Origin of the sequence: Methylobacterium sp. Leaf102, from assembly GCF_001422425.1 — a bacterium.
In the GTDB taxonomy this organism is placed as follows: Bacteria; Pseudomonadota; Alphaproteobacteria; order Rhizobiales; family Beijerinckiaceae; genus Methylobacterium.
Genome location: NZ_LMMX01000034.1, coordinates 85,937 through 110,220, shown reverse-complemented (window position 1 = coordinate 110,220; position 24,284 = coordinate 85,937). Strand labels below are relative to the sequence as shown.

At 69.0% G+C, this 24,284-nt stretch carries 24 protein-coding genes, 2 pseudogenes and 1 riboswitch; of the genes and pseudogenes, 12 read left to right on the top strand and 14 right to left on the bottom strand.

The window, feature by feature from the left end:
- Window positions 1-20 precede the first annotated feature (20 nt).
- Window positions 21-1,070 carry a hydantoinase/oxoprolinase family protein gene (locus tag ASF27_RS15045; RefSeq protein ID WP_056361350.1) on the top strand — a complete coding sequence of 350 codons (1,050 nt, stop codon included), beginning with the start codon at window positions 21-23 and terminating at the stop codon, window positions 1,068-1,070.
- A 22-nt stretch (window positions 1,071-1,092) separates the two neighbouring features.
- Window positions 1,093-1,293 carry a hypothetical protein gene (locus ASF27_RS15040; protein ID WP_056175151.1) on the top strand — a complete coding sequence of 67 codons (201 nt, stop codon included), beginning with the start codon at window positions 1,093-1,095 and terminating at the stop codon, window positions 1,291-1,293.
- Window positions 1,294-1,300: 7 nt separating this feature from the next.
- On the opposite strand, the gene ASF27_RS15035 is transcribed toward ASF27_RS15040, so the two are convergent.
- Window positions 1,301-2,380, bottom strand: a complete 1,080-nt coding sequence (locus ASF27_RS15035; RefSeq protein WP_056361618.1) for a polyamine ABC transporter substrate-binding protein — start codon at window positions 2,378-2,380, stop codon at window positions 1,301-1,303.
- Between the two features lie 41 nt (window positions 2,381-2,421).
- Window positions 2,422-2,781, bottom strand: a complete 360-nt coding sequence (locus ASF27_RS15030) for a RidA family protein (RefSeq protein ID WP_056361349.1) — start codon at window positions 2,779-2,781, stop codon at window positions 2,422-2,424.
- A gap of 212 nt (window positions 2,782-2,993) precedes the next feature.
- Between ASF27_RS15030 and ASF27_RS15025 the strand changes: the two genes are divergently transcribed.
- Window positions 2,994-3,260 carry a GlsB/YeaQ/YmgE family stress response membrane protein gene (locus ASF27_RS15025; RefSeq protein ID WP_056175147.1) on the top strand — a complete coding sequence of 89 codons (267 nt, stop codon included), beginning with the start codon at window positions 2,994-2,996 and terminating at the stop codon, window positions 3,258-3,260.
- Between the two features lie 59 nt (window positions 3,261-3,319).
- Here ASF27_RS15025 and ASF27_RS15020 read toward each other — a convergent pair whose 3' ends face one another.
- Window positions 3,320-3,541: a DUF2892 domain-containing protein gene (locus tag ASF27_RS15020; RefSeq protein ID WP_056175146.1), complete on the bottom strand. Its 222-nt coding sequence runs from the start codon at window positions 3,539-3,541 to the stop codon at window positions 3,320-3,322.
- Between the two features lie 275 nt (window positions 3,542-3,816).
- Here ASF27_RS15020 and ASF27_RS15015 point away from each other — a divergent pair, with 275 nt between their 5' ends.
- On the top strand, window positions 3,817-4,248 hold the full coding sequence (locus ASF27_RS15015) for a translation initiation factor 2 (RefSeq protein ID WP_156467552.1): 432 nt from the start codon (window positions 3,817-3,819) through the stop codon (window positions 4,246-4,248).
- A 103-nt stretch (window positions 4,249-4,351) separates the two neighbouring features.
- Here the strand turns inward: ASF27_RS15015 and pnp are convergent, their stop codons facing one another.
- A complete protein-coding gene (pnp, locus tag ASF27_RS15010; RefSeq protein WP_056361347.1) occupies window positions 4,352-6,523 on the bottom strand; it encodes a polyribonucleotide nucleotidyltransferase in 2,172 nt (723 codons plus the stop codon).
- A 218-nt stretch (window positions 6,524-6,741) separates the two neighbouring features.
- Window positions 6,742-7,011, bottom strand: a complete 270-nt coding sequence (rpsO, locus tag ASF27_RS15005; RefSeq protein WP_056175138.1) for a 30S ribosomal protein S15 — start codon at window positions 7,009-7,011, stop codon at window positions 6,742-6,744.
- Window positions 7,012-7,454: 443 nt separating this feature from the next.
- Between rpsO and ASF27_RS15000 the strand changes: the two genes are divergently transcribed.
- Window positions 7,455-7,655, top strand: a complete 201-nt coding sequence (locus ASF27_RS15000) for a hypothetical protein (RefSeq protein ID WP_056175135.1) — start codon at window positions 7,455-7,457, stop codon at window positions 7,653-7,655.
- A gap of 186 nt (window positions 7,656-7,841) precedes the next feature.
- Here the strand turns inward: ASF27_RS15000 and ASF27_RS14995 are convergent, their stop codons facing one another.
- Together ASF27_RS14995 and ASF27_RS14990 are read right to left on the bottom strand one after the other, a co-directional pair.
- Window positions 7,842-8,903 carry a low specificity L-threonine aldolase gene (locus tag ASF27_RS14995; RefSeq protein WP_056361343.1) on the bottom strand — a complete coding sequence of 354 codons (1,062 nt, stop codon included), beginning with the start codon at window positions 8,901-8,903 and terminating at the stop codon, window positions 7,842-7,844.
- A 56-nt stretch (window positions 8,904-8,959) separates the two neighbouring features.
- A riboswitch (SAM-I-IV-variant riboswitch) is annotated at window positions 8,960-9,070 on the bottom strand.
- A gap of 315 nt (window positions 9,071-9,385) precedes the next feature.
- A complete protein-coding gene (locus ASF27_RS14990; protein WP_056175127.1) occupies window positions 9,386-10,195 on the bottom strand; it encodes an exodeoxyribonuclease III in 810 nt (269 codons plus the stop codon).
- Between the two features lie 172 nt (window positions 10,196-10,367).
- Here ASF27_RS14990 and ASF27_RS14985 point away from each other — a divergent pair, with 172 nt between their 5' ends.
- Window positions 10,368-11,123 carry a lysophospholipid acyltransferase family protein gene (locus ASF27_RS14985; RefSeq protein ID WP_056361340.1) on the top strand — a complete coding sequence of 252 codons (756 nt, stop codon included), beginning with the start codon at window positions 10,368-10,370 and terminating at the stop codon, window positions 11,121-11,123.
- Between the two features lie 45 nt (window positions 11,124-11,168).
- Window positions 11,169-12,350, top strand: coding sequence for a glycosyltransferase 61 family protein (locus ASF27_RS14980; protein ID WP_082479195.1), 1,182 nt, complete (start codon window positions 11,169-11,171; stop codon window positions 12,348-12,350).
- 158 nt (window positions 12,351-12,508) lie between these two features.
- Here ASF27_RS14980 and ASF27_RS14975 read toward each other — a convergent pair whose 3' ends face one another.
- From ASF27_RS14975 to ASF27_RS14965, 4 genes and pseudogenes are all read right to left on the bottom strand, one after another.
- Complete coding sequence (locus ASF27_RS14975) at window positions 12,509-13,414, bottom strand: outer-membrane lipoprotein carrier protein LolA (protein WP_056261358.1); 906 nt, start codon at window positions 13,412-13,414, stop codon at window positions 12,509-12,511.
- 113 nt (window positions 13,415-13,527) lie between these two features.
- A pseudogene (locus ASF27_RS14970) lies at window positions 13,528-14,095 on the bottom strand (DNA translocase FtsK); the annotation flags it as partial.
- A gap of 99 nt (window positions 14,096-14,194) precedes the next feature.
- Window positions 14,195-14,326 (bottom strand): annotated as a pseudogene (locus tag ASF27_RS23435) (FtsK/SpoIIIE domain-containing protein); the annotation flags it as partial.
- A 65-nt stretch (window positions 14,327-14,391) separates the two neighbouring features.
- A partial coding sequence (locus ASF27_RS14965) for a DNA translocase FtsK (protein WP_244481020.1) occupies window positions 14,392-17,079 on the bottom strand: 2,688 nt, incomplete at its 3' end.
- Between the two features lie 289 nt (window positions 17,080-17,368).
- Here ASF27_RS14965 and ASF27_RS14960 point away from each other — a divergent pair.
- The 3 genes from ASF27_RS14960 (at window position 17,369) to ASF27_RS14950 (ending at window position 20,278) form a co-directional block, all read left to right on the top strand.
- Window positions 17,369-19,453 carry an NAD(+) synthase gene (locus tag ASF27_RS14960; RefSeq protein ID WP_056361329.1) on the top strand — a complete coding sequence of 695 codons (2,085 nt, stop codon included), beginning with the start codon at window positions 17,369-17,371 and terminating at the stop codon, window positions 19,451-19,453.
- Window positions 19,454-19,551: 98 nt separating this feature from the next.
- Window positions 19,552-19,779, top strand: coding sequence for a hypothetical protein (locus ASF27_RS14955; RefSeq protein WP_056095294.1), 228 nt, complete (start codon window positions 19,552-19,554; stop codon window positions 19,777-19,779).
- A 91-nt stretch (window positions 19,780-19,870) separates the two neighbouring features.
- Window positions 19,871-20,278, top strand: coding sequence for a PilZ domain-containing protein (locus ASF27_RS14950; protein ID WP_056361326.1), 408 nt, complete (start codon window positions 19,871-19,873; stop codon window positions 20,276-20,278).
- 42 nt (window positions 20,279-20,320) lie between these two features.
- On the opposite strand, the gene ASF27_RS14945 is transcribed toward ASF27_RS14950, so the two are convergent.
- Window positions 20,321-20,752: an HIT family protein gene (locus ASF27_RS14945; protein ID WP_056361323.1), complete on the bottom strand. Its 432-nt coding sequence runs from the start codon at window positions 20,750-20,752 to the stop codon at window positions 20,321-20,323.
- Window positions 20,753-20,896: 144 nt separating this feature from the next.
- Between ASF27_RS14945 and ASF27_RS14940 the strand changes: the two genes are divergently transcribed.
- On the top strand, window positions 20,897-21,871 hold the full coding sequence (locus tag ASF27_RS14940) for a cation diffusion facilitator family transporter (protein WP_056361320.1): 975 nt from the start codon (window positions 20,897-20,899) through the stop codon (window positions 21,869-21,871).
- On the opposite strand, the gene ASF27_RS14935 is transcribed toward ASF27_RS14940, so the two are convergent.
- A complete protein-coding gene (locus ASF27_RS14935) occupies window positions 21,841-22,362 on the bottom strand; it encodes a glutathione peroxidase (protein ID WP_056361317.1) in 522 nt (173 codons plus the stop codon). The genes ASF27_RS14940 and ASF27_RS14935 overlap by 31 nt on opposite strands.
- 52 nt (window positions 22,363-22,414) lie before the next feature.
- Window positions 22,415-23,659 carry a GNAT family N-acetyltransferase gene (locus ASF27_RS14930; protein ID WP_056361314.1) on the bottom strand — a complete coding sequence of 415 codons (1,245 nt, stop codon included), beginning with the start codon at window positions 23,657-23,659 and terminating at the stop codon, window positions 22,415-22,417.
- Window positions 23,660-23,839: 180 nt separating this feature from the next.
- Between ASF27_RS14930 and ASF27_RS14925 the strand changes: the two genes are divergently transcribed.
- Window positions 23,840-24,247 (top strand): hypothetical protein, encoded by a 408-nt coding sequence (locus ASF27_RS14925; protein WP_162239262.1) that lies wholly within the window; start codon window positions 23,840-23,842, stop codon window positions 24,245-24,247.
- Window positions 24,248-24,284 lie beyond the last annotated feature (37 nt).

Genomic DNA, 24,284 nt, shown 5'->3' with positions numbered 1-24,284 from the left:
CCGTTCCCAGGCCCGCCTCCGTGTCAGCAGCATCCGCCCCCGCACAAACGCCCGTCATCGGCTGGGATCTCGGCGGGGTCCATGTCAAGGCGGCCCTCGTGTGCGGCGGCCGGGTTGAGACCGTGGTGCAGGCGCCGTGCCGCCTGTGGCGCGGCCTGCCGGCCCTCGACGAGACGTTCGCCCAGCTCCCCGACTGGGCGCGGGCTCCCGCCGACCACGTCGTCACCATGACGGGCGAACTCACCGACTGTTTTTCGGATCGGGCCGACGGCGTGGCGCAACTCGCCGGCTGGGCCGCCGCCCATCTCAAAGGGTCCGTACGGATCTACGGCGGCCGCGCCGGTCTCCTCGCGCCGGAATACGCCCGCACGGCCGCCGCCGACATCGCGTCGGCCAACTGGCACGCCACGGCCGCCCTGGTCGGCCGGCACCACGCCCACGCGCTCCTCGTGGATATCGGCTCCACCACCGCCGACCTGATCCCCGTCGTCGGGGGGACGCCGGCGGCATCGGGCTACAGCGATGCCGAGCGCCTGGAGACGGGCGAACTCGTCTACACGGGGGTGGTGCGCTCCCACCTCATCGCGCTTTGCGACCATGCCCCGTTCCGGGGCCGACGCACCCGGCTCATGGCCGAGACCTTCGCCACGATGGCGGATGTCTACCGCATCACCGGCGACCTGCCCGACGACGCCGATCAGCAGCAGAGCGCCGACGGCAAGGGCAAATCCCTGGCCGAGAGCGAGATCCGGCTGGCCCGCATCATCGGCCGCGACCACGGCGAGGGCGATCCCGCGGACTGGCGGGCGCTCGCCGCCCACTTCGCGGAGGCGCAGCTGCGCCCGCTCCACGATGCGGCGGCGCTGCTGCTGTCGCGCAGCGACCTGCCGGCGGACGCCCCCCTGGTGATCTGCGGCGCCGGGCGGTTCGTCGCCGAGCGTCTGGCGACCCGCCTCGGCCGTCCGGCCGTGGCGCTCACCGACCTCATCGCCGACCGGCTTCCTGCGACGGGGGCCGATTGGGCCTCCACCTGCGGCCCGGCCGTGGCCGTGGCCCTCCTCGTCCGATAACGCCTCACCCCCGGAGATCCCCATGAGCGCCACCCACCGCCTCGCCCGCATCCTCGCCGCCCGTTCGGGCGAGGACATCGAACTCGCCTTCGCGACGCAGGACGGCCAGACCCTCAAGGTCCTGGCGACGCCCGATCAGATCGATCGGCTCGTGGACGAACTCGAGGACATCCTGAATTCGCCGACGGGTCCGGAGGCCGACGAGCCGCCGGCCGTCGCGTAGCGGCGCGTCAGCGCCCCGTGCGCACCCGGGTCCAGGCCCGGGTGACGAAGCGCTGGGTCCGGTCGTCCCAGGCGGTGTTGACGAACAGGCGCTGCAGGGTGGCGTCGTCCGGGTAGATGCCGGGATTGCCCAGGATCTCCGCCTTGACGAACTTCTTCGCGGCCGCGTTGCCGCTGGCATAGGAGACGAAGTTGGTGTTGGCCGCCGCCACCTCGGGCCGCATCATGTAGTCGATGAAGGCGTGGGCCTCCGCCGCATGGGGGGCGTCCTTGGGGATCGCGAACGCGTCGAACCACATGAGCGACCCCTCGCGCGGCACGTAATAGGCGATTTCGACGTCGTTCTTGGCCTCTTCGGCGCGCTTCTTGGCCTGCATCACGTCGCCGGAATAGCCCACCGCGAAGCACAGGTCGCCGTTGGCGAGGCCGTTGATGTATTCCGACGAGTGGAACTTGCGCACGGCGCCGCGCACCTTGAACAGGGCGTCGGTGACCTGGGTGATGTCGTCCCAGCGCCGGGTGTCGGGCTTGAGGCCGTAGGCCGGCAGCAGGCTCGGGATCAGATCCTCGGGCGAATCGAGGAGCATGACCCCGCAATCCTTGAGCTTGTTCAGCAGGCCGCCGTTGAGGACGAGATTCCAGGTGTTGAGGGGCTGGGCCGCACCGAGGCGTTCGCGCACGAGGCCGAGATTCACCCCGATCCCGGTGGTGCCCCACATGTAGTCGACGGCGTAGGCGTTGCCGGGATCGTAGGCGGCGAGCCGTCCCGTGATCTCGGGCCAGGCGTGGACGAGGTTCGGGATCTTGGCCTTGTCGAGGGGCTGGAACACCCCCGCCCGGATCAGGCGCTGCAGGAACGGGCCCGACGGCACCACGAGGTCGTATCCGGAGCGGCCGGCCAGCAGCTTGGTCTCGAGAATCTCGTTGTTGTCGTAGGTGTCGTACACGACCTTGATGCCCGTCTCCTTCGTGAAGGCATCGAGCATCTTCGGGTCGATGTAGTCCGACCAGTTGTAGATGTTGATCACGCGCTCGGGGGCGGCGGTCTGCGCGCGCGCAGGACCGCCCCAGCCCGCCGCCAGGGCCATCAGCGCCCCGGCGACGAGGCTGCGGCGGGTGCGCGCGCGGATCACGCGGCGGCCTTGACGGCGACGACGACGATCTCGACGAGGTATTCGGGGCCGGCGAGGCGGGCTTCCACCGTGGCACGGGCCGGCTTGTCGTCGGGCGAGACCCAGGGCTCCCAGGCCGCGTTCATCTCCGCGAAGGTCGCGATGTCGGAGAGGTAGATCGTCGCCTGCAGGATGCGGCTCTTGTCGCTGCCGGCGAGCGCCAGGAGCCGGTCGATATTGGCGAGGATCTCCTGGGTCTGCGCGGTGACGCCGGCGCCGACAGTGGTGTTGGCCGTCTGGCCGGCGAGATACACCATGTCGCCGTAGGTGACCGCCTGGCTCATGCGCGGGCCGGATTCGAAGCGCTGGATCGTCATGCTGAGCGAGATGCCTTGGCTGCCGGCCCATCCATCGCGGGCCACGGGCCTGCGTTGTGCCGCGTCCCGGGGGCGACCGTAAAGGGGGCGACGGCCTCCGCACGGTCGCGTTGCGACAATCTTGCCACTCCCGGCGCAACCAGTGCTGCGGTGCGGCGTTTCATGATCACAGAACGGCCAAGTCTGGGCGTCGGCGTATCGAGGATCACACCATGGGTATCATCTGGACCATCATCATCGGCTTCGTCGCCGGTGTCGTCGCGAAGTTCATCATGCCGGGCGACAAGGAGCCCGCGGGCTTCATCATGACGACGATCCTCGGCATCGTCGGCGCCTTCGTCGCCACCTTCCTCGGCCAAGCGCTGGGCTGGTACGGCCCGAACCAGGGCGCAGGGTTCATCGGCGCCGTCGTCGGTGCCATCGTGGTGCTCGCCATCTACGGCTTCATCGCCGGCCGCCGCACCACCAACACGTTCTGATATCCGATCCTTTCGGGCCGGAACGTGGAAGGGGCGCCCTCGGGCGCCCCTTTCTTCGTTCAGGCAGTGTGGCTCAGCTGCTTGACCGGGCAATGGCCCGTGGCCCCACGGATGGCGAGGCCGGCGCCGATGATGAGGGCGGCGAGGCTCAGGAACTTGTTCGGGCGCGGCTGGGCCGCGGCGGCGGCGATGCCGAGGCCGAGGACAACGGACACGGCCCGCTCGGTGGTGGTCAGGTTGGCTTCACCTTCGAAGAGGCTCGGGATCATCGGATCGGACATTCTGGAACGTGCTCCTGCGACGTGCTCATGGTGCGTCGCGAGGCGAACGCCGTGTGAGGGCTGGCGTTCCGCGCGAAGCGAATCGCCGTGCCCCGCCCACCCCCGTGCAGGACGCCGCGCCTCCGCGACGGCGCACACCTCCGCGACGGCGATTGTCTCACGCATGCGGCGGCCGGTTCACACGCCTTGATTGCGTCGACCTTGCCGAATTCCCGCCCTACGCCCACAACGTCTCCGCCGCCGGAGAACGCGGCAGGGGAGCGATTTCGATGAAGATCCTGGGCTTGTCCGTCGCGGTGCTGTGCGCCGCGGGCGTCGGCGCGTGCGGAAGCATCACGCGTGGCACCACCGAGAAGATGGCCTTCCTCTCCGAGCCTTCGGGGGCGGCGATGACCACCACCAAGGGCTATGCCTGCCCGGCGACCCCATGCTCCCTCGACGTGGAGCGTTCGGACGAGTTCGACGTCACCTTCGTCAAGCCGGGTTACCGGCCGGCGATGGTCCCCGTGCGGACCAAGGTGGCGGGCGCCGGAGCCGCCGGCATGGCCGGCAACCTCCTGGCCGGCGGCCTCATCGGCGTCGGTGTCGATGCCTATACGGGCGCGGCCATGGACCATACGCCCAACCCCGTCAGCGCGACGCTGGTGCCCGACGCCCTTCCGAGCGCGGAGCGGGTCCGCCGCAGGCGCGGGCAGCCGGGAGTCTGATCCGGGATCGGCCGGCGCAGACGAAAAAGGGCGCGGCTCCCGCTGAAGCCGCACCCTTCGTTCGGTGACCGGATGCGCCGTGGCGCACCCGGGCGACGCTCGTTTACGCGTCCTGGCGCGGGGCGCGGGCGCGGTCCTGCTCGGCGTTGCGCTCGGCCTTGAGCTTCTCGGTGAGGTCCTCGCCGGTCTCCTGGTCGACGACCTTCATGGACAGGCGGATCTTGCCGCGATCGTCCGCGCCGAGGAACTTCACCTTCACCTTCTGGCCGTCCTTGACCACGTCGGTCACCTTGGCGACTCGGCTAGCGGCGAGCTCCGAGATGTGGACGAGGCCGTCCTTGGCGCCGAAGAAGTTTACGAAGGCGCCGAACTCCATGCACTTCACGACGGTGCCGTCGTAGATCATGCCGACTTCGGCTTCCGCCACGATCGACCGGATCCAGTTGTAGGCCGCCTTGATGGCCTTGCCGTCGGCGGAGGCGATCTTCACCGTACCCGTGTCGTCGATGTTGATCTTGGCACCGGTCTTCTCGACGATCTCGCGGATCACCTTGCCGCCGGTGCCGATCACTTCCCGGATCTTGTCGGTGGGGATCTGCATGGTCTCGATGCGCGGCGCGTACTCGCCGAGCTCGGGACGGGCATCGGTCAGGGCCTTGGACATCTCGCCCAGGATGTGGACGCGGCCTTCCTGCGCCTGATGCAGGGCGACCTTCATGATCTCCTCGGTGATGCCCGCGATCTTGATGTCCATCTGCAGCGAGGTGATGCCGGCTTCCGTGCCCGCCACCTTGAAGTCCATGTCGCCCAAGTGATCCTCGTCGCCGAGGATGTCGGACAGCACGGCGTAGCGCTCACCCTCGAGGATGAGGCCCATGGCGATGCCCGCCACCGGACGGCGGAGCGGCACGCCGGCATCCATCAGCGACAGCGAGGCGCCGCAGACGGAGGCCATGGAGGACGAGCCGTTGGACTCGGTGATCTCGGACACGACGCGGATCGTGTACGGGAACTCGTGGGCCGGGGGCAGGATCGGGTGGATGGCGCGCCAGGCGAGCTTGCCGTGGCCGATCTCGCGGCGGCCCGGGGAGCCCATGCGGCCGGTCTCGCCCACCGAGTAGGGAGGGAAGTTGTAGTGCAGCAGGAAGGTCTCCTTGTAGGTGCCTTCCAGCGCGTCGATGAACTGCTCGTCCTCGCCGGTGCCGAGGGTGGCGACCACGAGGGCCTGGGTCTCGCCGCGGGTGAACAGCGACGAACCGTGGGCGCGGGGCAGCACGCCGACCTGGGACTCGATGGGGCGCACGGTGCGCACGTCGCGTCCGTCGATGCGCGAGCCGGTGTCGAGGATGTTCCAGCGCACGACCTTCGACTGCGCTTCCTTGAACGCGGCCTTGACCTTCTCGGGCGCGAACTTCTGCTCGCCGTCCGCCGGGCACAGGGCGGCGATCACTTTCGCCTTCACGGCGTCGACGGCGGCGTAGCGCTCCTGCTTGATGGTGTTCTTGTAGGCCTCGCGCAGCTCGGCCTCGCAGACGCCGAGCACGGCGGCCTCGACATCGCCGTTCTCGGGCGCCGAGAAGTTGCGCGGCTCCTTGGCGGCCTTCTCGGCGAGGCGCACGATGGCCTCGATGACCGGCTGGAAGTGCTTGTGGCCGAACATCACGGCGCCGAGCAGAACCTCTTCGCTCAGCTCCTTGGCCTCGGACTCGACCATCAGGACGGCGTCGGTGGTGCCGGCGACGACGAGGTCGAGGGAGAAGGCCTCGAGATCGGCCACCAGGGGGTTCAGGCTGTACTGGCCGTTGGCGTAGCCGACGCGGGCGGCGCCGATGGGGCCCATGAACGGCACGCCCGAGAGCGTGAGCGCCGCGGACGCCGCCACCATGGCGAGGATGTCGGGATCGTTCTCGAGGTCGTGGGTCAGGACGGTGACCACCACCTGGGTGTCGTTGCGCCAGCCCTCGACGAAGAGGGGGCGGATCGGGCGGTCGATGAGGCGGGAGACCAGGGTCTCCTTCTCGGAGGGCCGGCCCTCGCGCTTGAAGTAGCCGCCGGGAATGCGGCCGGCGGCGTAGGCACGCTCCTGGTAGTTCACGGTGAGCGGCAGGAAGTCGATACCGGCCTTGGGCTCCTTGCCCGAAACGACGGTGGCGAGCACCGAGGTCTCGCCGTACGTCGCCATCACGGCGCCGTCGGCCTGGCGGGCGACCTTGCCCGTCTCGAGGACGAGCTTGCGGTCGCCCCACATCAGCTCTTCGCGTTGTACGTCGAACATTCTTTTGTCCTTGCCATCATGCGGTCGGGCGGACCCGGCGCCGCCAGGGGCAAGATGGCGAGGGGCTTTCTCGGTGTCCGAAAAGCCCCTCGCGATCCTGTCCCCGGCCGGCACGCCTTCAAGTCACCCGGGTTTCGGGGGGCCGGACCCATTCCGGCATCCCGATCTATGGAAACGCGGCCCCGGGCCGGGCCCGGAACCGCGTGGAGAACGCCGGCTTAGCGGCGGATGCCGAGTCGCTCGATGAGGCTGCGGTAGCGGGCCTCGTCCTTGCCCTTAACGTAGTCGAGCAGCGAGCGGCGCTGCGAAACCATCTTCAGGAGGCCGCGGCGGGAATGGTTGTCCTTGCCGTGGGTCTTGAAGTGGCCGGTGAGGTTGGTGATCCGCTCGGTGAGGATCGCCACCTGGACCTCCGGAGATCCGGTGTCCTTGCCGCCGTTCGCGTATTCCTTGATGAGCGCGGTCTTGCGCTCTGCCGTGATCGACATCGCTATCCCTTTCGGTGGGTTTTTCGGATCGTGCGGGCCCCGGCGAACCAGGGGGCCGCGAACACTTGCGGGAGGCCGGTGCCGGGATGTCGTCCAGCACGGTCAGTCCACAAGCAGCTTGTGCCCCGGCCCCGTTCACACGGGTCGAAGCGCGCGCAACATACACGAAAGCGCAGGCCGTGCCACCCCTCGCCATACCCCCTGGATTCCCGACCCTGGCAGGCCACCCCGTGCAGGATGCCATCGTGGCCGCGTCGGGGTTGCGTCGCGCCGTTCCGGCGAGGGGATTCGGCCGCCTGCGCGATGAATACCGAACGAGGATGCCGCCCCCAATCCCCTCATGGGAACCGCCCGCCAACAAGCCCGTTGACTGCCAGATTGGATCTGTTCTAATTCTCAACTGCAGGCAGCCACGCTGCCGATTTCGATCAGGAGCGACGGTCATGGCGAACGCCAAGTGTGAGAGCTGCAAGTTCTTCGACGAGCACAAGGTCAATGGCGCGGCTGCGGCCGCCGACGAGGGCCTGTGCCGGTTTAACCCCCCGGTGAGCCAGCCGGAGCCGCAGGGTCACGGCCTGTGGCCGGTGGTGGGCGCCGCCGATTGGTGCGGTCACTTCACCCCCGAGATGAGCGCGGCCGAGTAATACCTGACCTTGATGAGCCTGACTCATCGAGGCCTGTCCGCGCGACGGCGCGGCGGCGGTCGTCCGCCGGACCTCAGTGAGACCGACCTATGGGTCGGTCTCACTGAAAATTAATATAAGCGACCGACTCGGCACGAGAACGAAGAAGGGCCAGCCGCGAGGCTGGCCCTTCTTCGTTGACGCGCCTCAGGCCGCGCGTCGGCCGAGGCTCCGGATATCCTGCGCGAGGGCGTCGACCCGTTTGGGGTCGGAATCCCAGGCGAACATGAACCGGGCGCCCCCGCCGATGAAGGTGTAGAAGCGCCAGCCCCTGTCGCGCAGCGCCTCCAAACGGTCGGCGGGCGCCCTGAGAAACACCGCGTTGGCCTCGACGGGGAACATCGCGGACCAGTCGGGCAGGCCGGACACCGCGGCGGCCAACCGCTGGGCGCAGGCATTGGCGTGCCGGGCATGGACGAGCCAGGCGCCGCCTTCGAGCATCCCGACCCAGGGCGCGGAGAGGAACCGCATCTTCGAGGCGAGCTGCCCCGCCTGCTTGCAGCGATAACCGAAATCCTCGGCCAGCACCGGATCGAAGAACAGGATCGCCTCGCCGGCGGCCATGCCGTTCTTGGTGCCGCCGAAGCACAGGAGATCGACGCCTGCCCGCCAGGTCATGTCGGCCGGTGCGCAGCCGAGGCTCGCGCAGGCGTTGGAGAAGCGCGCCCCGTCCATGTGGAGGCGCAGGCCGAGATCCCGGCAGGTGGCCGACAGGGCGCGGATCTCGGGAAGCGTGTAGACCTGCCCCGTCTCGGTGGGCTGCGTGATGGTCACCACCCGGACCTTCGGGAAGTGGATGTCCGAGCGGCCGGTGGCGAGCGCACGCACGGCGGCCGGGGTGAGCTTGCCGTTCTCCGTGGGGGCGACGAGAAGCTTCGAGCCGTTCGAGAAGAATTCCGGCGCCCCGCACTCGTCGGTCTCGACATGGGCCGAGGCCGCGCAGATGACGCTGTGATACGACTGGCACAGGGAGGCCAGGGCCAGGGCGTTGGCGGCGGTGCCGTTGAAGGCGAAGAACACCTGGGCATCGGGCTTGTCGAACAGGGTCCGAAACGCGTCCGCCGCGCGGGCCGTCCAGGGGTCCTCGCCATAGGCCGGCATCGAGCCGGCATTGGCGGCCTGCGTCGCCGCCCAGGCTTCCGGGCAGATGCCAGCGTAGTTGTCGCTCGCGAATTGCTGGGGCGACGCGGAGGGTGGATCGAGGGGCATCGCTGGATTCGCCTATCGTCGTTGAGGCCGCAGGGTGAGCGGGACGACGACGTGTGGCAAAACCCGTTTGTTGCCGGTCCGGCCACATCCCCTCCCGGATCGGGAGAGCGCCACCTTGCCCGGGAGCAGGTTGGCGTCAGGCGTCGGCCCGACTCTTGATGCGGATCGGAATTTAACAGAGCCGCGACCGCCCCACAACCTGGGCGGGACCTTCCGGCCTGCCCTCGGCCGAACAGCAGAACGGGCCCCGCAGGACCCGTTCGATCGTCTCGTGTTGGTTGCGCTGCCCGGGTGACCGGGCGGACGCCTCAGATGGAGCGGCGGTTCGGCGCACCGGAATAGCGGCGACGGAGGTACGACACGAGCTTGGGCAGGAGGAAAGCGACGAGCAGCTTGCGCATGGGAACTCCGGGTTGGCCGCGCGGGCGCGGCATTTCGCAGGACCAATGCGCGTGAGACGGCTCCCGTTCCGTGGTTCGAGCCTAAAGCTCCAGGGTCAGGGTCACCGGCGCATGGTCGGAGGGACGTTCCCACCCACGCGCGTGCCGAGCCACGGTGAGATCGCGCACGGTTCCGGCGAGGTCGGGCGAGACCCAGGCGTGGTCGAGGCGCCGCCCCTTGTTCGCCGCGGCCCAATCGGGCGAGCGATAGCTCCACCACGTGTAGATCTTCTCGGGCTCGGGCACGAGCAGGCGGGCCGTGTCGATCCAGCCCGCCTCGCCCCGCAGGGTCTCGAAGGCTTCCGTCTCGATGGGTGTGTGGCTCACCACGTCGAGGAGTTGCTTGTGCGACCACACGTCGTGTTCGAGGGGCGCGACGTTGAGGTCGCCGACCAGGATCGCCGGACCGGACGGGCGCCGCCCGCCCCAGGCCCGCAGTTCGGCGAGGAAATCGAGCTTGTGGGCGAACTTCGGATTGAGGGCCCGGTCGGGCACGTCGCCGCCGGCCGGCACGTAGAAATCGTGCAGGACGATTCCCGCGGCCTTGCCGGCCTCCGGCCCCAGCGCCGCCGAGATGTGGCGCGCATCCGCGCGGTCGCAGAAGGCCATGCAGTCGCGGGTGATCAGGGGAAACCGCGACAGGATCGCGACGCCGTTGTAGCCCTTCTGCCCGGCGAAGACAGCGTTCTCGTAGCCCGACCCGCGTAGGGCCTTGAGGGGGAAGGCGTCATCGGGACACTTCGTCTCCTGCAGGCACAGGACATCGGGCTGCACTTCGGCGAGGAAGCGCAGGACGAGGTCGATGCGCAGGCGCACCGAGTTGATGTTCCAGGTGGTGACGGTGAGGCGCAACGATCGATCCGCTCGCGTGAGGCCGGAAAAGGTTTAAAGGAACCTGCGCGCGACGGCGCGGCGGCTTCGCCATAGCCCGAAACCGCCCCGGCCGTCGCCGTGGAAATGCCGCGCCCGGCCGCGATTCCCATCGGGATCGGGGAGGGCGCGCGATTCAGGGGTCGTCGTTACCGTGTCGCGCATCCGCTCCACGCTGTTCAATCTGTACTGGGCCGGCTGGACCGCGCTCTTCCTCGTGCCCCTGGTGGTGCTGGCCGCGCTCGGCTCGCCCACGGGCCCGATCCGTGCGGCGACGCGCCTGTGGTCGCGCGGGATCCTGTTCGGGTTGGCGCGCATCGTCCGCCTCACCTACGTGGAGGAGGGGCGCGCGCGCATCCCGGCCGAACCCTGCCTCATCGTCGCCAATCATCAGTCGGCCTGGGAAACCCTGGCCTTCCTCACCCTGGTGCCCAACGTGGCCATCGTGGCCAAGCGCGAGCTCGTGGCGATCCCCATCGTCGGCTGGTTCCTACGGCGCTCGCCGATGATCATCATCGACCGGGCCAACGGCACCCAGGCCCTGCGCGTGATGATCGACGAGAGCCGCGCGGCCATCGCGCAGGGGCGCTCGGTGCTGATGTTCCCCGAGGGCACCCGCGGGGGCATCGACGATCCGGTGCAGTTCAAGCGCGGCGTCGAGCTGCTCTACGCCAAGCTCGGCCTGCCCGTGCTGCCCGTGGCGGTGAATTCCGGCCTATACTGGCCCCATGGCGGCTCACGCCACCATCCCGGGGCCGTCACCGTGAGCTACCTCCCGGTCCTGCCCGCGGGACTCTCCGGTGCGGCGTTCATGGAGGGCACGCAAGGGGCGATCGATGCGGAGTTGAATCGGTGGAGGGAGGCGGACAGGTCGGTTGCCGAGAGCGACACAAGTCCTTCCGCAGGATAGGAGGAGCGGAGGCCGCGCATCGCTGTCCTCTAGGCAAGCGATCAAATGTCCTACGCCCTCAAAACTCCCTTGGTGTCTGCACCATCCGGTTCCCTAATCCGCCAAATTGAGTGCCCGACTGTCTACTACACTCCTCCTAAGATTATAGAGCTTGAGAAGATGCCACTAGACATCGCAAAGCTCATGGTCAATATTTGGCAAAATTCAGTTCACGCCGGAAGAAATATCGATATTTATGTTCTGAAAAACGTTTTTGTCTCGAACGAAGGATTGGTTTTCGACGAGAACGCACACCTTATTGCCTGCACGCGAACACTTCATTCCGACGAACAAATCGACTCCTCGGCCGAAGCGGTCCGGTCGATCCGAGATCGCGAAGGCGTCCGTGCCATCCGGAAAGCCGTCCTGGCGAAAAGCCGGGGTGCGGAGAACTACGGGCATTTCCTGATCGAGATGCTGACGCGGGCTTGGTTCGCGCGAACCTACCTCGCTCTGACAGATTGGCCCGTTCTCATTCACGAAAGCACAGCTGCAATCCGAAAGGTCGCGATTCAGGCGATTCAGCAGGCAGGATACGACCGCGATCAGATTCTGACCTGCGGTCAGGAACCAGTCTTTCTAAAGGAATTGATCTACGTCGACGGCCTTGCTTCCCATTCTCAGTATATCTCGCCCTACGTCATGCAATGTCTCGATGCCGTTGCAGACGATGTCCAAGCGGGAACGGCCAGCATGATCTATGTGCCACGTAGACCCGCACCGACGCGGGATTTCGTCAACGAAAGGCAGATCTCAGCGGCCCTGGTCGCCAATGGTTTCTCTGAGGTCACGACGGCATCGCTCGATTTCCGTGATCAGATCGCCGCGTTCAAGGGCGCCAGCACCGTTGTGGGCTCCATGGGCGCGGCGTTGACGAACCTAGTCTTCTGCAGGCCCGGCACGGACGTGTTCGTGTTTATGCCGAGTAGCGCGGCGGAAGTCCTGTTCTGGATGATCTCCCAGATCAGGCGACTCAACTACTGTGAGATCCGAACCAAGGAGACTGGCCCTCAGACTGGGCCCCTCCCGTGGGACAGGGCGCTCGATATTCCTCCAAGGCAGCTCGCCAGAATTGTCGCCGGCAAGGACAGGGGCCTCCTCGAACGTTTCGGATGGCACCCGCCGCATGGCATAGGGGACGTCATGCGCCAGATCGTCCGTAGACGGTTCGTCGGTGGAGCAGCTTGAAACGCTGGCTCGACGCTGTTCAGCCACATCCGTCTCGGTTAGCGGTCCCTGGGATCGCTCGATTCGCGAACGCGACATCGTGGAGGAAGTGGCTTCCGCGTTCGCGACAGGGCGCCGGCTCGGGCACTTCATTGATGACGGCCGGCGATCTGCGCTCCTCACTGCGCCCGGATCTGCTTCTCCATCGCCTTGTCCTCGGACCGGCCGTAATTGATGAAGAACGCCGTGCCCTCGACGCTGCGGCCCTTCTGCAGATTCGAGAGCTGCACGATGGTCTGGTAGCCCTGGGGATCGGTGATCCGCCACTGGCTCAGGGTCTTCACCTCGGCATCGAAGAACAGCTGGATCTTCGAGGTGCCGCCGAGCGTCGAGCGGTCCTCCATCGAGATGCGGACGCCGCCCGGATCGTTCGAGACGTCCGAGACCGTGAGGTCGCGGGCGAGGTCGATCTTCTCCCGCAGAAGGAATTTCAGCGGGGTCTGCGAGATAAAGTACAGGTCCTGCGTGCCGAGCTTGCGGTCCTTCACGGCCACGGACGTGCCGTCGGCGACCACTTCCAGGGGGGAGGGCTGGTCGTAGTCGAAGCGCAGGCGGCCGGGCTTCGCCAGCGTCAGCTTGCCGCCGATGCGCCGCCCGTCGGCGCCGATCTGCACGAAGGTGCCGGTGAGGGTGGTGATGCCGTTGAAGTAGGCGTTGGCCTGCGCGAGCACGGCTGCGGCATCGGCCTCCTGCGCCAGCGGCGCACCGACGGCGGCCACCCTGGCGGGCTCGGAGGCCTTGGGGGGGAGCTTGGGGGTCACGATCTTGTCGCCCGCCACCGTCTTGGACTCCTTCGCCGGCGTGTCCTTGGCTGGCTTTGCCGCCTGCGGTGCGGGCTTCTTCGGAGCGGCCGGGGCGGGAGCGGGCGGGGCCGGCGGCTCGACCGGCGCCGGGGCGGGCTCCTCCTTGCGGCCGAACAGGCCGTCGAGGAACGAGCCTTGGGCCGCGGCAGGTTGGGGCTGAACGAGGACAGCCGCCAGGACGAGCAGCGGGCCGGCGGCGAGGCGGTGACGGCGGCCGATCATCTGACGGTCTCCTGAAGGCGGTTCGAACGGGGAGGGCTCCGCTTAGAGTCCGCCCCTGTGGCGATTATGCGACGCATCCGGGCTGCGCTCCTCCCCAGAGGGAGGGGACGGACTCAGTCGTCGTAATCCATCATCGACGACGGACCGGGGCCGCCTTCCATGAGGATCTCGCGCTTGCCGGCATGGTTGGCCGGGCCGACGATGCCCTCGATCTCCATGCGCTCCATGATCGAGGCGGCGCGGTTGTAGCCGATCTGCAGGCGGCGCTGGATGTAGGACGTGGACGCCTTCTTGTCGCGCATCACCACCTGCACGGCCTGATCGTAGAGTTCGGCGCCCGGATCGATGCCGCCGGTGGCGGCGAAGGCGCCGCCGTCGAAGATCGGCACGTCGAGGTCCTCGGCCTCGAGGGCCTGGGATTTCTCGGCCTTGTCGGCTTTGGAGCCCTTGGCGGGCTTCTCGTCCGGGGGCGAATCGTCGGTGGTCACGGCCTCGAGGTAGGACGGCCGGCCCTGGCGCTTGAGATGAGCGACGACGCTCTCGACTTCCGAATCCGAGCAGAACGGCCCGTGCACGCGCGTCGTGCGCCCGCCGCCGGCCATGAACAGCATGTCGCCCTGGCCGAGCAGCTGCTCGGCGCCCATCTCGCCGAGGATCGTGCGGCTGTCGATCTTGCTCGTCNGTGCGCCCGCCGCCGGCCATGAACAGCATGTCGCCCTGGCCGAGCAGCTGCTCGGCGCCCATCTCGCCGAGGATCGTGCGGCTGTCGATCTTGCTCGTCACCTGGAAGGAGATCCGGGTCGGGAAGTTCGCCTTGATGGTGCCGGTGATGACGTCGACCGACGGGCGCTGCGTCGCCATGATGAGGTGGATGCCGGCTGCGCGTGCCATCTGGGCGAGGCGCTGGATCGCCACCGCGTCGTCGGTCGCCGGCTCGGTTCGCGCGAGCGTGACCGTGGGTACCTGCCGCGCGGCANCTTGATGGTGCCGGTGATGACGTCGACCGACGGGCGCTGCGTCGCCATGATGAGGTGGATGCCGGCTGCGCGTGCCATCTGGGCGAGGCGCTGGATCGCRCCCTCGATGTCTTTCCCCGCCACCATCATCAGGTCGGCCATCTCGTCGACGACGATGACGATGTAGGGCAGGGCCGAGAGGTCCATCTCCTCGGTCTCGTAGACGGCCTGTCCGGTCTCGCGGTTGAAGCCCGTGTGGATCTCGCGGGTGATGATCTCGCCCTTGGCCCGCGCTTCGGCCATGCGGGCGTTGTAGCCGTCGATGTTGCGCACGGCGATCTTGGACATCTTCTTGTAGCGCTCCTCCATCTCGCGCACGGCCCACTTCAAGGCGATGACCGCCTTCTTCGGGTCCGTGACCACGGGCGAGAGCAGGTGCGGGATGCCGTCGTAGACCGACAGTTCGAGCATCTTCGGATCGACCATGATCAGGCGGCACTCCTCGGGCTTGAGCCGATAGAGCAGGCTGAGGATCATGGTGTTGATGGCCACCGACTTGCCGGAGCCGGTGGTGCCGGCCACCAGCAGGTGCGGCATCCGGGCGAGGTCGGCGATGATCGGCTCGCCGCCGATGTTCTTGCCGAGGCACAAGGCGAGCTTGTGCTTGCTCAGGCCGAAATCGGCCGAGGCGAGGAGCTCGCGCAGGTATACGGTCTCGCGGGTGTCGTTGGGCAGCTCGATGCCGATGACGTTGCGGCCGGGCACCACGGCGACGCGGGCCGAGACGGCGGACATGGACCGGGCGATGTCGTCCGAGAGCGAGATCACGCGGCTCGACTTGGTGCCGGGCGCCGGCTCCAATTCGTAGAGGGTCACGACGGGGCCGGGCCGTACGGCCAAAATGTCGCCGCGCACGCCGAAATCCTGCACGGTCTGCTGGAGGTTCAGGGCGTTCTGCTCCAGCACGTCGGCATCGACCTCCTCGGTCCCGCTCGGGTCGGGCTCGGCCAGGAGTTCGAGGGAGGGATGCTCGTAATCCTCGTTCTCCACGAGCGACAGGGAGATGTGCCGCCCGGCGGCGATGAGGGTCTGGCGCTCGGGCAGGATGGCGCGCGGGATGTTGAGGACCGGAACGGGAGGGGCGACCGCCGCGGCCAGTTCGGGCTCGGGCTGGGCCCGAAGCTCGGACGCAGCCTGCGCCTCAGGCGCAACCTGCGGCGCAAGGGTTCCTTCGGCTGCCGGCGTTTCGACCACGGGCTCGGGGGCAGGCGCGCCCTTGGGCGTGCGCAGCAGGACCGTCCGCGCCGGGATCGCCGCCGGAACGAAGGCCGACTCGGTGAAGATCACGGGTTCGGCGAAAGGCTTGGGGTCGGGGAAAGGCTTGGGATCGGGGAAGGGCTGGGATTCCGCGAAGGACCGGGGCAACGCCACTAGCTCGGCACGGGCGTCCGGCAGGGCCGGGACGATCGCGGCGAGCGGGAGCGGGGCAGGGGAGGGGGCCACCGGGGGGCGGGCCGAGCGGATGGCCGCGCGGGCGGCCATGGCGCTCAGCACGGGCGAACGCGGGGCGGCGGCGGCCACCCGCGCGACGGCGCACGCCGCGTTGTCCTGACCGTCGGCGGGGGCCGGAGGCCTGTCGAACTGCAGCAGGCGGTCGAGGCCGTAGACCGGCGCCGGGCGCAGGAGCGCGAGATCGGCGGGCGCGGGGACGACGGTGTCCGGAGCCGGCGCGACCTCCGCCAGCGGCGGGACGACATCGGCAATCGGCGCGACGCCGGCCGAATCCGCCTGGATCTCCGACCACGCGTCGAGGGCCGCGGAATCGCGGTTGTCGAACCAGGCGTGCACCTCGGACCAGTCCGGAACCTCGGACCAGTCGCGATCCTCGGCCATGGGATCGGCCATGGGATCGGCCGCCGGGGCGTCGGCACGCGTCTCGGCGATGACCGACAGCTCCAGGACGGGCCCCTCCAAGACGGGCCCCTCCAAGACGGGCCCCTCCAAGACGGGCGCGTCCAGTACGGGCGCCTCCACCACGGGGGCCTCGACGGCGGGGCTGGCCTGCCGGCGGTCGGGGCTGCGGAAGAACCGGACGCCCTCCGGCACCACGAAGGGCTGGCGCCACAGGGGCTCGGCGGTGGCCGCCGCCGCCTCGCGGGTCGCCTGCTCGATGGCTTCGAGTTCGGCGGCCGCGCGCGCGGCGGCTTCGGCGGCGCGCTCGGCTTCGGCGCGGGTCCGGATCTCCTCGGCGGCGGCCTCGGCCTGGGCCAGGACGGCGCGCTCGGCATCCAGCGCGCGCTGGCGGCGCTCCTGCAGCACCGGATCGGGCGTGCGGGTGTAGCGCACGGCCGGGGCGGGGGCGGTGGTGGCCTGGACCGGGCGGGCCTCGTCGGCCTCCGGCACGATGGCGGCGGGCCGGCGCGGGGCGCGGATGAGGACGCGGGGTCCGGCCTCGCCGTCGCCGAGACCGTCCTCGGGCCGGGCGAAGGGGGCCGCGCGCGCCGGGATCATGTCGAGGGTGGCGCGGTCGTCGAAGACGTGGTCGGGCCAGCCCTGCACGGCGGGCGGGGTGCGGTAGGCCGCTTCCCGTCCGACGAGGGCGTGCGGACTCGTCATCCAGCTCGGCGCCGGCCGGGTCGCCGCCACGGTGTAGTCAGGGCGCTGCGGCGGCCCGGCGAGCCGGCGGGTGAGGGTGGCCCGCAGGTTCATGAGCCGATGCGCAAGGGCGCCTATGGACAGTCCGAGGCGGTCGCCGCCACGGACGGGGCGAGAGGGATCACGATGGGAGTAGGGGAGCCGTCCCGATGCGCGCATGATTGGCCGGATTTACTCGAAGCGGGTCCGCTGCCGGGAGGGGCGCGGTTCACCCACGAGTTAGGACCATCGTCGTTAACAGACGCTTGCGCCACCGGCCGACGGCCGTTGGAGGGACGGGGCGGATCGGACTAGGATGGCTCACCAGATCCCTACGGCCCCTCCCCTACGGACCCCCAGCCCCTTGACCGCTCCCCCGGCCCAGACCAGCCCCGCCCCGACTTGCGCCGCCCAGCCCTTCCGCTCGCTCTACACCCACGGCTTCGCCCGGGCCGCGGCCTGCACCGGGCGCAGCCACCCGGGCGATCCGGCGGCCAATGCCGCGGCCGTCCTGGCACTCGCGCGGGACTGCGACGGTCACGGCGCGGCGCTGGCGGTGTTTCCCGAACTCTGCCTGTCCGGCTACGCCATCGAGGACCTGCTCCTGCAGGCCACGATCCAGGGGGCCGTGGAGGCGGCCGTGGAGGCGGTGCGGGCGGGCTCTGAGGGGCTGGCCACGGTACTGGTGGTCGGCGCCCCCCTGCGGGCCGGCCACCGGCTCTACAATTGCGCCCTCGCCATCCACCGGGGCCGGGTGCTCGGGGTGGTGCCGAAGAGCTACCTGCCGAACTATCGGGAATTCTACGAGAAGCGCCATTTCGCGTCCGGGGCCGGCATCACCGGGCAGACGATCCGGATCGGCGGCCAGACCGTTCCGTTCGGCACCGATCTGCTGTTCGAAGCCGACGACGTGCCGGGATTCGTGCTCGGCATCGAGGTGTGCGAGGACCTGTGGGTGCCCGCCTCCCCCGGCATGGATCTGGCGCTGGCCGGCGCCACGGTGCTGGCCAACCCATCGGGCAGCCCCATCACCGTGGGCCGCGCGGAATCCCGCGCGCTGCTGACGCGCGCCGCCTCCATGCGGGGCCTGTGCGCCTACGTCTACGCTGCGGCGGGGATGGGAGAATCCACCACAGACCTGTCGTGGGACGGCCAGACCAGCATCGACGAACTGGGCGAGCGCCTCGCCGAGGGCGCGCGCTTCGCCGACACCCCCGTCGTCACCCTCGCCGACATCGACCTCGACCGGCTCGCCCAGGAGCGGCTCCAGACCGGAAGCTTCGACGACAACGCCCGGGCCCGCGGGTCGGCCTGTCGCCGCGTCGGGTTCCGCCTCGATCCGCCCAGGGGCGACCTCGGCTTGAAGCGACGGGTCGAGCGATTTCCGTTCGTCCCGGCCGATCCGGCCCGCCTCGCCCAGGATTGCTACGAGGCCTACAACATCCAGGTCGCGGGCCTCGCCCAGCGCCTGGCGGCGACGGGCACGAAGCGCGCCGTCATCGGCGTCTCGGGCGGCCTCGATTCGACCCACGCCCTCATCGTCGTGGCCCAGGCCTTCGACCGCCTCGGCCTGCCGCGCTCGAACATCCTGGCCTATACCCTGCCGGGCTTCGCCACCTCGGACGAGACCAAGGCCAACGCCCACGCCCTGATGGCGGCCCTCGGCACCACCGCCCGGGAAATCGACATCCGCGACACGGCGACGAAGATGCTCGCCGACATGGACCACCCGTTCGGGCGCGGCGAGCCCGTCTACGACGTCACCTTCGAGAACGTGCAGGCGGGCCTGCGCACGGATTACCTGTTCCGGCTGGCCAACCAGCAGGGCGGCATCGTCATCGGCACGGGCGACCTGTCGGAACTGGCCCTCGGGTGGTGCACCTACGGCGTCGGCGACCAGATGAGCCATTACGGCGTCAATGCCGGCGTGCCCAAGACCCTGATCCAGCACCTGATCCGCTGGGTGGTCGGCACGGGACAGTTCGACGGAGACGTGGGCGCGACCCTGGAGGCGATCCTCGGCACCGAGATCTCGCCGGAACTCGTGCCGGTGGATGCGGGTGCCCGGCCGCAGAGCACGCAGGATGTGATCGGCCCCTACGCCCTGCAGGATTTCAACCTGTTCCATATCCTGCGGTACGGCTTCCGGCCCTCGAAGATCGCCTTCCTGGCGCTCCACGCCTGGGGCGACGCGCGCGCGGGGGCCTGGCCGCCAGACTTTCCGCGCGGCGAGCGCCGGGCCTACGCGCTGCCCGAGATCCGCGGCTGGCTCGCCTTGTTCCTGAAACGCTTCTTCGGCTTCAGCCAGTTCAAGCGCTCGGCCCTGCCGAACGGGCCGAAGGTCTCGGCCGGGGGCGCCCTGTCGCCGCGTGGCGACTGGCGGGCGCCCTCCGACGGCTCGGCCCGAGCGTGGCTGGACGAGTTGGAGCGCAACGTCCCCGAGCGCTGAGCCCGAGACCGAAAGGGCCGCCGGACCGGGAGCCGACACAAACCCGTCCGATTGTCCGGCTACGTCTCCCGGTGGGTGGGCGAATCGGAGGTTGACCGATGCAGAACTACAACGTTTTCTGCCTCAGGACCGTCGAGGGCCTCTGCTGCGCCGTGCCCGAGAGCCGCGCGGTGCCGCACTTCCTCGGCGGCGGGCACTGGTCGTTCGGGGGCAAGATCGCGGATCTCGGCGCGGCCCCCATCGAGTTCGACGACCGGGCGGCGGAGACGGCCGTGCGATTCAACGGATTCTACCTGTTCCAGACCATGGACAGCCGCTTCCACTGAGACGCGATCGAGTCGCCGATCCCGGCGATCATTCCTTAAGGGGCGCGTGTCAGGATCCGTCATCGCGAGCGGTGAACGGAGATCGCGCCCCATGTCGGAGCATCGCAGGGAAGTACGGCAGAGGACGTTCCTCAAGGGCCGGATCCTGTTCAACAAGGGTGCGTCGAGCATGGATTGCCTCGTGCGCGACATGTCGGCGTCCGGCGCGCGCCTAGCCCTCAGCGAAACCACCACCCTTCCCGAATCCTTCGACCTCTACATCCCGCAGAAGGACAGGACCTACCGCTCGACCCTGGCCTGGCGCCGGGCCGACGGCGTCGGCATCACCTTTCTGGACGAGGCCGTGCCGGCGCCCATGCCGGCTCCCGCCGAGGATCCCGGCTCCATGCTGATGCTGATGCGCCGGGTCGGCGAACTCGAAGCCGAGAACGCGGCCCTGCGCCGCCTGCTCATGGGCGCGGCGGCCGGTCCGGCCGAGGGCACCGTCAACGCCGGCTGACGCCGGCCCGAGCGGTCCCCCGGGATCCGGGGTGTGCAAGCGCTATGCCGTCTCCAACGCCGCCCGGATGCGCGCCGCGTGATCGGCCAGAACACCTTGATCGGCCATGCCGCCCGTGTGGCGCCCGAGCGCCACGCCGTCGAAGCGCGGCAGGATGTGGACGTGGAGGTGGAACACCGTCTGGCCGCCGGCCGGTTCGTTGTACTGGAACACGGTCAGGCCGTCGGCGGCGAAGGCCGCCTTCACCGCGCGGGCGACGCGCTGGACCGTCACCGCCACCGCCGCCAGCGAAGCCGGGTCGGCATCGAGCAGGCCACGGGCTGGGGCTTTCGGGATCACCAGGGTGTGGCCGTCGCCCTGGGGCATCACGTCCATGAAAGCGAGGGTGTGGTCATCCTCGTAGACCTTCTGCGCCGGGATCTCCCCGCGCAGGATCTTGGCGAAGATGTTCTGAGGGTCATAGGCTGCGGTCACGGTCGCTCGCTCCGGTCGGGTCGTTTCGGGCGCCACGATGCACAGGCGTCCCCCGCGCGTCTACCGACCGAACCTTGGCCTTGCCCCATGCGTTGCAGGGTTCGACGCCTGGGCTTTCCCCGGCTTTTTCCGGACGAGACCCACATGGCCCACGAAAGCACGAGCGCCATCTACACCGCCGCCGGCGCCAACCTCGCCATCGCGGCGGCGAAGTTCGTCGGCGCGTTCTTCACCGGCTCCTCGGCGATGCTGGCAGAGGGCGTCCATTCGATGGTGGACACCACCAACCAGATCCTGCTCCTCGTCGGGATGAAGCGGGCCAAGCGCCCGGCCGATGCCCTGCATCCGTTCGGCTACGGCCGCGAGATCTACTTCTACGCGTTCATCGTCGCGCTGTTCATCTTCCTCGGCGGCGGCGCCTTCGCGGTCTACGAGGGCATCCACAAGCTGCATTATCCCGAGCCGGTCTCGGACGCGCACGTGTTCGGACACACGATCCCGGGCCTGTGGGTCAATGTCGGCATCCTGGGCTTCGCGGTTCTGGCCGAGGGCTATTCCTGCGCCGTCGCCCTGAAGTCGTTCTGGGCCGAGAAGGGCAGCCGCCCGCCGCTCACGGCCATCCGCCGCAGCAAGGACCCGGCCCTGTTCACGGTGCTCGTCGAGGATGTCGCCGCTCTCATGGGCCTCGTGGTGGCCCTCTCGGGCGTGATCCTGGCGCACGTGCTCGAGATGCCCGACCTCGACGGTTGGGCCTCCATCGCCATCGGGGCGATCCTCATCGGCATGGCGGGCTTCCTGATGATCGAGACCCATGGCCTGCTCATCGGCGAGGCGGCGGACCCCGCCCTCGTCGCGGCCATCCGCGAGGTGGTGCGCACGGAGCCGGGCGTCCACAACGTCAACGCCGTACTGACCCAGCACATGGGGCCGTCCGACATCCTGGTGAACGTCAGCCTCGACATGGACGACACCCTGAGCGCCGGCAACATCGAGGCGATGGTCGGCCGCCTGGAAGGCAAGCTGAAGGCGCGGAGCCCCGACGTCACCCGGGTGTTCATCGAGATCCAGTCGAAGGACACGGCGCCGGCCTACCCGGCGGCGGCACCCGCCGGGGCCTGAGGCGCCGGCGCGGCGAGCGCCTGCGCGATCGCCCCATCGAGATCGGCAGGCTTGGTCTTCGGGGCGTAGCGGGCGATCACGCGCCCGTCGCGCCCGACGAGGAACTTCGTGAAGTTCCACTTGATGCCGGTGAGCCCGAGGAGGCCCGGCTTCTCCCGCTTCAGATGGGCGAAGACCGGATCGGTGGTAGAGCCGTTGACCGCCACCTTGGCGAGAACCGGAAACGTGACGTCGTAGGTCAGGCTGCAGAACCGGGCGATCTCGGCGGCGTCCCCGGGCTCCTGGGCGCCGAACTGGTTGCAGGGAAACCCCAGCACCACGAGGCCGGCGTCGCGGTGCCGGCGCCACATCTCCTCCAGTCCTGCATACTGCCCGGTGAAACCGCATTGCGAGGCGGTGTTGACGACGAGGAGCACCCGGCCGCGATGCTGCGCCAGCGGATACGGCGTGCCGTCGGCGGCGCGTGGAACGAGATCGTACAGGCTGGTCATCGGGTCCCCTCGGGGGTGGATCTGGCGCCGGCGGGTCTGATCCCCGTCGGGCTCACGCGGGCTCCTCGGGCGGCCGCTCCGCCCCGTCGCGCCGGAACGGCGTCAGGGTGTCGAGGACGTCGGCCGCCTCGACCACGTGCGCGCGCTCGCGCGCGAGATAGTCGGCCACGGCGCGGCGCAGGGCCGGGTCGGCGATGTCGTGGGCCGAGTGCATGAGCACCGGCCGATAGCCGCGCGCGAGCTTGTGCTCGCCCTGCGCCCCGGCCTCGACCCGCTTCAGGCCATGGGCGATGGCGTAGTCGATGGCCTGATAGTAGCAGACCTCGAAATGCAGGAACGGATGATCCTCGACGCAGCCCCAGTTGCGGCCGTAGAGGGCGACGTCGCCGATGAAGTTGATGGCGCCCGCGATGATCTCCCCCTCGCGGCGGGCGAGGATCAGCAGCACTCGCTCGGGCATCCGTTCACCGACGAGATCGAAGAACTTCCGGTTGAGGTAGGGCCGGCCCCATTTGCGTGCACCGGTGTCGGAATAGAAGGCGTAGAACGCGTCCCAGTGCTCCGCCTTCAGATCGGCCCCGGTGACGTGCTCGATGGTAATGCCGCGGCTGAGGGCATCCCGGCGCTCGCGCCGGATCGCCTTGCGCTTGCGGGACGCCAGAGCCCCGAGGAAATCCTCGAAGCTCGCATACCCGGCATTGTCCCAGTGGAATTGCTGGTCGACGCGCTGGAGGAAGCCGAGCTCCCCGGCCTGCGCCCATTCCCGCTCCTGCATGAAGGTGACGTGGATCGAGGACGCCTTGGTCTCCGCCCGCAGGGCGCGCAGGCCGGCCACCAGGGCGGAGGCCGCCTCGTTCACGTCCTGCCCCGGAGCGATGAGGAAGCGCGCGCCGGTCACCGGCGTGAACGGCACGCTGACCTGAAGCTTCGGGTAGTAGGCGCCCCCGGCCCGCTCGTAGGCGTCGGCCCAGCCGTGATCGAACACGTACTCGCCCTGGCTGTGGGATTTCAGGTAGCACGGCGCCACCCCGACGAGGCGCCCCTCGCGCTCGACCGCCACGTGGAGCGGCAGCCAGCCGGTGTGGCGCGAGACGCAGCCCGAATCCTCCAGGGCCGACAGGAAGGCGTGGGAGGTGAACGGGTTGTGGGTCTCGTCGCCGGCCGACAGGGTCTCGGGCGAGGTCGCGCACGCATCCCACTCGGCCGCCGCGATCTGGCCGAGGCCCTGGACCGCACGCACCTGCAACGTGGTCACGGTTTCGGCCGGGGCGTCGGGTGCTGCGTCGGGCGTGTCCATGAGGAGGCAATCTAGGCCCCGCCGGCGGAGGGGCCAAGGGCGAGCGGAGCCGCGCACCGTCGCAGGGATGTCCGTCGTCACCGACGTCCGGCGTTGGTCGCTCGCAAGGTTGGTGGGGCTTGCAAGGACGGATCCGCAAGCTCACGATGACGCGGTACGTGCCTTCGGAAGGGGCAGACGATGGGATTGATGGACGTTCATGCCGGGCAGACGCATCCGTCCCGCACGCCGCCGGACGATTTCGCCCAAGACGTCCTGATCGAGATGGCCAATCTCGACGAACAGGACACCAACATTCCTGGCACGATCTTCATCTCGACGGCACTGGGCGCGCATGGCCCTCGGGTTAAGTGGTATCCCGATCGCGCGGGCAGAACTCTGCCCTGCCTCATCGTCTCCATCGGCCCGGACCCGCAGCCCCGCGACGACTTTTTACCCGGCACCCTTTCGCGTGCTGCGCTTCCGCGCGTGATCGCATGGGTGCGCCTCAACCACGTTGCCCTGCTCAACTTCTGGAACAACGGTGCGTCGTGGAATCGCCGCGAGGTTTCCGCCTTCCTGGATGGGCTGAAGCCGCTGGCGCGGTAGTCCGCCGACGAGGACTTCTCGGGGCGGGAGTCTTCCC

Coding starts and splice junctions, on each gene's coding strand:
- ASF27_RS15040 (WP_056175151.1), top strand. CDS start 1,093: ATGAGCGCCACCCACCGCCTCGCCCGCATCCTCGCCGCCCGTTCGGGC.
- ASF27_RS15035 (WP_056361618.1), bottom strand. CDS start 2,380: ATGGCCCTGGCGGCGGGCTGGGGCGGTCCTGCGCGCGCGCAGACCGCC.
- ASF27_RS15030 (WP_056361349.1), bottom strand. CDS start 2,781: ATGACGATCCAGCGCTTCGAATCCGGCCCGCGCATGAGCCAGGCGGTC.
- ASF27_RS15025 (WP_056175147.1), top strand. CDS start 2,994: ATGGGTATCATCTGGACCATCATCATCGGCTTCGTCGCCGGTGTCGTC.
- ASF27_RS15020 (WP_056175146.1), bottom strand. CDS start 3,541: ATGTCCGATCCGATGATCCCGAGCCTCTTCGAAGGTGAAGCCAACCTG.
- pnp (WP_056361347.1), bottom strand. CDS start 6,523: ATGTTCGACGTACAACGCGAAGAGCTGATGTGGGGCGACCGCAAGCTC.
- rpsO (WP_056175138.1), bottom strand. CDS start 7,011: ATGTCGATCACGGCAGAGCGCAAGACCGCGCTCATCAAGGAATACGCG.
- ASF27_RS15000 (WP_056175135.1), top strand. CDS start 7,455: ATGGCGAACGCCAAGTGTGAGAGCTGCAAGTTCTTCGACGAGCACAAG.
- ASF27_RS14995 (WP_056361343.1), bottom strand. CDS start 8,903: ATGCCCCTCGATCCACCCTCCGCGTCGCCCCAGCAATTCGCGAGCGAC.
- ASF27_RS14980 (WP_082479195.1), top strand. CDS start 11,169: ATGTCCTACGCCCTCAAAACTCCCTTGGTGTCTGCACCATCCGGTTCC.
- ASF27_RS14975 (WP_056261358.1), bottom strand. CDS start 13,414: ATGATCGGCCGCCGTCACCGCCTCGCCGCCGGCCCGCTGCTCGTCCTG.
- ASF27_RS14955 (WP_056095294.1), top strand. CDS start 19,552: ATGCAGAACTACAACGTTTTCTGCCTCAGGACCGTCGAGGGCCTCTGC.
- ASF27_RS14950 (WP_056361326.1), top strand. CDS start 19,871: ATGTCGGAGCATCGCAGGGAAGTACGGCAGAGGACGTTCCTCAAGGGC.
- ASF27_RS14940 (WP_056361320.1), top strand. CDS start 20,897: ATGGCCCACGAAAGCACGAGCGCCATCTACACCGCCGCCGGCGCCAAC.
- ASF27_RS14935 (WP_056361317.1), bottom strand. CDS start 22,362: ATGACCAGCCTGTACGATCTCGTTCCACGCGCCGCCGACGGCACGCCG.
- ASF27_RS14930 (WP_056361314.1), bottom strand. CDS start 23,659: ATGGACACGCCCGACGCAGCACCCGACGCCCCGGCCGAAACCGTGACC.
- ASF27_RS14925 (WP_162239262.1), top strand. CDS start 23,840: ATGGGATTGATGGACGTTCATGCCGGGCAGACGCATCCGTCCCGCACG.